Below are 3,968 nucleotides of genomic sequence, written 5' to 3'. Positions count from 1 at the left end.
GTCCGCTATTTCCTGCCGCATCTGCTGGCGCTGTCGACCTCCTCGCCCTTCTGGCGCGGGCGCGACATGGAACGCCGGTCCTACCGGTTGAGCGTCTGGCACGAGCTGCCGCGCACCGGCATGCCCGCCGGCTTCCAGAGCTATGGCGAGTATCAGAGCCATGTCGCGGTGCTGGTGAATGCCGGGGTGATCGAGGACGCCAGCAAGCTGTGGTGGGACATCCGGCCCTCCTCGCGCTTCCCGACGCTGGAGATGCGCATCACCGACATCTGCACCCGGCTGGACGATGCTGTGACGGTGGCTGCCCTCTATCGCTGCCTGCTGCGCATGCTGTGGCGGTTGAAGGCGCGCAATGTGACATGGCGGCCCTACAAGAACCTGCTGATCGAGGAAAACCGCTGGCGCGCCCAGCGCTATGGGCTGGACAGCGGGCTGGTCGATTTCGGCCAGGGCCGCATCGTGCCCTATGCCGACCTGCTGGACGAGATCATCGATCTGACCCGCGAGGATGCCCTTTATTTCGGCTGCACCGCCGAGGTCGAACGGGCGCGCGAGATCCTCACGCGGGGCACCAGCGCCCACCGGCAGATCGCGATCTTCCAGGCGGCGCTCGCCGATGGTGCCGGCGAGGACGAGGCGCTGCGCCGGGTGGTGGACTGGCTGGCGGAGGAAACGATGGTGGGGGTGCGCTGACGGCCTTTCTGGAGGACGTCAGGCCATGTCGAAGAGATGCGCCTCACCCTGGACATGGATGCGGACGCGGCTGCCGATTCGTGGCAGATCCATGCTGGAATGGCGCAGAAGCAGCGGGCCGGGCTGCCCCGGCGCGTTGCCGAGCGTGACCGCGACCTTGCAGACCGATCCGCCGAACTCGACATCGACCACGCGGCCCCAGCCTGTGGCGCCACTGTCTCCGCCGATGGGGGCGTGGTCGTGATCGACCACCAGCCGAAGCTGTTCCGGACGCAGCATGATCTCGGCGGCACCGCGCCGCGGGCCGCCGGCGACCGCCAGCCGGCCGAGGCTGCAACTTGCCCAGCCATTCTCGACCTCTGCCGGCAGGATGATGGCATCGCCCAGGAAGGTCGCCGTCTCGCGGTCGCGCGGCCGGCGGTACAGCTCCTGGGGCGGGCCGGCCTGGGTCAGGCGGCCTTCGCGCATCACCGCCACCTGATCGGCGAAGGACAGCGCTTCGGCCTGATCGTGGGTGACGAGGATGGTGGCGATGTCGGCCTCGCGCAGCACGCGGGCGACGGTGCGGCGCAGCGAATCGCGCAGGCCGGTGTCGAGCGCCGAGAAAGGCTCGTCCAGCAGCATCAGCGCCGGCTTGCGGGCCAGGGCGCGGGCCAGGGCGACGCGCTGCTGCTGGCCACCCGACAGCTCGTGCGGACGGCGCTCCAGCATCTGCGGGCCAAGCTCCACCGCCTCCAGCAGTTCCAGGACGCGGGTCCGCCGGTTGGGGTCGTTGCGCTCCAGCCCGAAGGCGATGTTGTCGGCGATGCTGAGATGGGGGAACAGGGCGCCGTCCTGCGGCACATAGCCGATGCCGCGGCGGTGGGCCGGCACCATCGTGCCGGTGTCCACCAGCGGGCGTCCGTCCAGCAGGATCCGGCCGCTGTCTGCGGTCTCGAAGCCGGCAACGATGCGCAGCAGCGTGGTCTTGCCAGACCCGGAGCGGCCGACGATGGCGGTGCGGCTGCCGGCGCGCACCGACAGCGCGACATCCTCCAGGGCCACCGCGTCGCCGTAGCGTTTTCCCAGTCCCTGAACCTGAAGGAAGCTCATCGTCCGGCGGCCCGTTTCGATTGGATGTGGAGAAGGATCGTCATCGGCAGCGACGCGGCGACCATCATCACCGCATAGGGAGCCGCCCCGGCATAGTCGATCTCGCTGGTCAGCGACCAGAATTCGGTGGCGAGCGTGCGCGTGCCGCTCGGCGCCAGCATCAGGGTCGCCGTCAGTTCGTTGGTGATGCCGAGCGCAACCATCGCCATGCTGGCGGCGGCGCCGGGTGCTGCGAGCCGGAAGGTGATCTGACGCACCGCCTGCAACGGCGTCCGGCCCAGCGCCATGGCGGCGCGCTCCAGCTCGACCGGCGCCTGGGCGATGCTGGCCCGCAGGCCGACCAGGGCCCGCGGCAGGAACAGCAGCATATAGGCCAGCAGCACCGTGCCGACGGTCTGGTAGAGCGGCAGGGCGACCCGGACGGTGATCGTCACCAGCGCCAGCGCCACCACCACGCCCGGCAGCGAGCCGACATAGTAATGGCAGGCTTCCAGAAGCCGTTGCAGCCGGCCGGGGGCGCGCACCGACAGCCAGGCCATCGGGGCGGCGGCGAGCGTGGTGAGCAGCGCGCCGGCCAGCGCCAGGGCGACGGTCTGAAGGATCGCGCCGCCGATGTCGGCGCCCTGCCAGATGCGGGTGCCGCCGATGGCGAGCCAGCGGCCGAGTGTCAGCATCGGCACGCCGAGCGACAGCGCCGCGAACAGCAGCGGGATGGCCAGGCAGGGCAGGGTGGCCCGGCCGAGCTTGGCGGCTGCCGCCTGCCGCGCGGCGCCGCTGCCGACGCGGGCATAGCGTTCCTGCCCACGCAGCAGCGCCTCGCCGCCCATCAGCCCCATGCAGAGCAGAACCAGCACCCCGGCCAGCATGTTCGCCGCGGGGCCGTTGTAGGCCGACTGGAACTGGTCGACGATGGCGGTGGTGAAGGTGTCGAACTGGATCATCACATAGAGGCCGTATTCGGCCAGCAGATGCAGGCCGATCAGCAGGCAGCCGCCATAGACCGCGACCCGCAGCTGCGGCAGCACCACGGTCAGGAAAACCCGCCAGGGTCCGTGGCCGAGCGAGGCGGCGACGTCCTCCATGGTCGGGTCGAGCCGGCGCAGCTGCGCCGCCACCGGCAGATAGAGGAAGGGCGAATAGGCCAGGACGGAAACCAGGACGGCCGCCGCCAGCCCATGCAGGCTGGGGGCGACGGTCACCCAGGCATAGCTGTGGACGAAGGCCGGAACCGCCAGCGGCGCCACCGCCAGCCAGGCCCAGAAGCGCCGCCCGGGCAGGTCGGACCGCTCGGTCAGCCAGGCCAGCGTCACCGCCACCAGAACCGACAACGGCAGGGTCAGCAGGACCAAAAGCAGCGTGTTTACCAGCAGCTCGCCGACCCGGCGGCGGAAGACCAGCTCGACGACGGTGTCCCAGCCGGTCTGGACCGTGATCCACACCACGAAGGCGAGCGGCATGAGGGCCAGCGCCGCGACCAGGGATGTGACGGCGAGCACCGGCAGCGGCGCACGCCCGGTTCCCCTGGCTGTGACGGGGGATGCCGCAGCGCGGACGGCGGTGTGGCTGCTGTCAGGCGGGTAGTGTGGATCTTGCGTGTTGAGAGCGATGACGGCGAACTCCGCTACCGGCCCCTGGTCCGCCCGGATGGAGGGACCTCGACCGCCGTTGCCCGCGATCCGATGCCGCGGGCAACGGCAGCAGGGATTACAGCAGGCCGGCCGCCGTCATCAAGTCGGTGACGGCCTTATTGTTGAGGGCCTCCGGCTTGACCTTCGGCGCCTGGAGCTTGTCGAGCGGCTCCAGCCGCGGGTTGGAGGCGACACCGCCGGCGACGGCATATTCGTAGGAGTCGCCGTCGCGCAGCACTTCCTGGCCGCCCTTGCCGGTCAGGAACTTCACGAAGGCTTCGGCCTCGCCCTTGTGCTTGCTCGACGCCAGGACGCCGGCGCCGGAAATGCTGACGAAGGCGCCCGGATCGCCGTTGCGGAAATAATGCAGGGCGACGTTCTTGCTGTTCTCGCCGCCGGTGCGGGCCTGATCGCCGATGTAATAATAATGGTAGATCACAGCACCTTCGACTTCGCCGGCATTCACCGCCTTCATGGCGACGCTGTTGCCGCGATAGGGCTTGGCATTCTCCTTCATCGCCTTCAGCCAGGACGCGGTGGCCGCCTCGCCCTCAG

The 3,968-nt window shown here is 69.8% G+C and carries 4 protein-coding genes; 1 reads left to right on the top strand and 3 read right to left on the bottom strand.

All coding sequences use genetic code 11. The features are described 5' to 3' along the window. Window positions 1-693 (top strand): glutamate-cysteine ligase family protein (locus I71_RS09075; protein WP_042694072.1); only part of this gene is annotated, 693 nt, incomplete at its 5' end. A gap of 18 nt (window positions 694-711) precedes the next feature. On the opposite strand, the gene I71_RS09070 is transcribed toward I71_RS09075, so the two are convergent. From I71_RS09070 to I71_RS09060, 3 genes are all read right to left on the bottom strand, one after another. Further along, window positions 712-1,785: an ABC transporter ATP-binding protein gene (locus I71_RS09070; RefSeq protein ID WP_042694070.1), complete on the bottom strand. Its 1,074-nt coding sequence runs from the start codon at window positions 1,783-1,785 to the stop codon at window positions 712-714. Next, window positions 1,782-3,281, bottom strand: coding sequence for an iron ABC transporter permease (locus I71_RS09065; RefSeq protein ID WP_244433724.1), 1,500 nt, complete (start codon window positions 3,279-3,281; stop codon window positions 1,782-1,784). Before I71_RS09065 ends, I71_RS09070 begins: the two co-directional genes overlap by 4 nt. A 208-nt stretch (window positions 3,282-3,489) precedes the next feature. Then, window positions 3,490-3,968 (bottom strand): extracellular solute-binding protein (locus I71_RS09060; RefSeq protein ID WP_042694066.1); only part of this gene is annotated, 479 nt, incomplete at its 5' end.

The organism is Azospirillum sp. B506 (assembly GCF_000333595.1).
In the GTDB taxonomy this organism is placed as follows: domain Bacteria; phylum Pseudomonadota; class Alphaproteobacteria; order Azospirillales; family Azospirillaceae; genus Azospirillum.
This window is presented reverse-complemented; position numbering and strand designations above follow the sequence as displayed.